Origin of the sequence: Streptomyces sp., from assembly GCF_031178505.1 — a bacterium.
In the GTDB taxonomy this organism is placed as follows: Bacteria; Actinomycetota; Actinomycetes; order Streptomycetales; family Streptomycetaceae; genus Streptomyces; species Streptomyces gulbargensis.
Window position 1 is genome coordinate 1 of sequence record NZ_JAPSIW010000993.1, and the last position, 1957, is coordinate 1957.

General features: G+C 73.5%; 2 protein-coding genes. Both read right to left on the reverse strand.

Translation table 11 applies throughout. The features are described 5' to 3' along the window. Positions 1-476: ABC transporter transmembrane domain-containing protein (locus RIF68_RS35455; RefSeq protein WP_309055709.1), on the reverse strand; the 476-nt coding region annotated here is incomplete at its 3' end. Further along, on the reverse strand, positions 473-1957 hold a 1485-nt coding region (locus RIF68_RS35460; protein WP_309055711.1), incomplete at its 5' end, for an ABC transporter ATP-binding protein. The genes RIF68_RS35460 and RIF68_RS35455, both read right to left, overlap by 4 nt.

Genomic DNA, 1957 nt, shown 5'->3' on the forward strand with positions numbered 1-1957 from the left:
GCCGTGCCGCAGCTGGCGTTGGCCAGACGGTCGATGTCCGTGGTGATCCGGGAGAGCAGATCGCCGGTCCCGGCCCGTTCCAGAACACCGGGCGGCAGCCCGACGGACCGTACGAGGAAGTCCTCGCGCAGGTCGGCCAGCATCCGCTCGCCGAGCATCGCACCGCGCAGCCGCACCTCCCGTACGAAGAACGCCTGCACGGCGAGTGCGAGCGCGAACAGCCCGATGGTCCGCTCCAGATGCAGGTCCCGGGCGTCGGCCGAGACCTTCTCGACGAGGTCGCCGAGGAGGTAGGGACCGGCCATCGAGGCGACCACGGCGAGCGTGTTCACCGCGATGAGCAGGGCGAAGGCCGTGCGGTGGCGCTGGAACAGCTCGCGTACGTAGGCGCGGACGGTCGAGCTCGCGCCGACGGGCAGGGTCTCCGCGGTCGTGGGGGCCGCCGGGTCGTACTCCGGGGGCGCCAGGCCGATCATGCCGTCTCCTCGATGTCGAAATTCGTGGGGGCGCCCACACTGGCGCGCTCGTCGTCGGTCTCGCGGGTCACGACCGCGCGGTACCGCGGTTCGCCGTGCATCAGTTCGCGGTGCGTGCCCACGGCCGAGACCTCGCCGTCGGCCAGGAAGACGACGTGTTCGGCACGGTCCAGGAGCAGCGGTGACGAGGTGAGCACCACGGTGGTCCGCCCGGCCCGCAGCCTGCGGATTCCGTCGCCGACCCGGGCCTCGGTGTGCGAGTCGACGGCGGACGTCGGCTCGTCGAGCACCAAGGCTTCGGGGTCGGTGACCAGGGAGCGGGCCAGGGCGAGGCGTTGGCGTTGCCCGCCGGAGAGGGAGCGGCCGCGTTCCGTGAGGTGGGCGGCCATCGGGTCGTCGTCCACCGACGCCTGGGCCAGCGCGTCCAGGACGTCCGCGCACTGCGCCGCCGCGAGTGCTTCTTCGGCGGTGACGGCTCCGGAGGCCGGTACGTCGAGGAGCGCGCGGAGTGTCCCGGAGAGAAGCACGGGGTCCTTGTCCTGGACCAGGACGGCGGCCCGGGCCTCGGACAGGGGCAGGTCATCGAGCGCCATGGCGCCAAGGCGTACGGACGGCAGGCCCGCGGCGTCCTCGAGCGCCGGGTGGCCGCCGAGACGTTCGGCCAGTCGCCCTGCCTCGTCCGGGTCGCCGCAGACCACGGCGGTCAGGCGCCCGGCCGGGGCGAGCAGCCCTGTCACGGGGTCGTACAGGTCACCGGTGGGACGAGCACCGCCCGGCCACGTCTGCCCGTCCGCCCGCGTCCGCTCGTCCGTCCGCGTTTGCCCGTCCGCCCGCGTCTGCGCGTCCGGCCACGCCTGTCCGGTAGCGCCCGCAGCCGCGCCCACCGAGCCTCCGGCACCGACCTGCGCCACGGACGCGGTGAGACCGGGCTGCTTCTCGGCCTGTCCTGCCGCACGCGGGCCCGGGGTCTCGGGCCGTGGCCCGGACCGCGGCCCAGTCGTGGGCTCCGCCCCCCGCTCCAGCGAGAGCGCCCGTGCGGCCCGCTTCGCGGAGGGACGTGAGAAGGAGTACGCCATGGCGATCTCCTCGAAGTGCCGCAGCGGATAGTTGAGCATCATCACCGCGCTGTAGACGGTGACCAGTTCGCCGACGGTGATCCGGCCCTCACGGGCCAGGTGCACGCCGTGCCAGACGACGGCGATGAGCAGCAGACCCGGCATCAGGACCTGGATCGCCGAGATCGCGGCCCACATCCGGGCGCTGCGGACTGCAGCCGTGCGGACCTCCTGCGAGGCACGGCGGTAGCGATCGAGGAAGAGTTCCTCGCCGCCGATGCCGCGCAGCACGCGGAGCCCGGCGACGGTGTCAGACGCCAGTTCGGTGGCCCGTCCTGCCTTCTCGCGCTGGAAGTCGGCCCGACTCGTCGCGCGGGGCAGCAGGGGAAGCACGGCGAGCGCGAGCACCGGAATGCCCACGGCGAC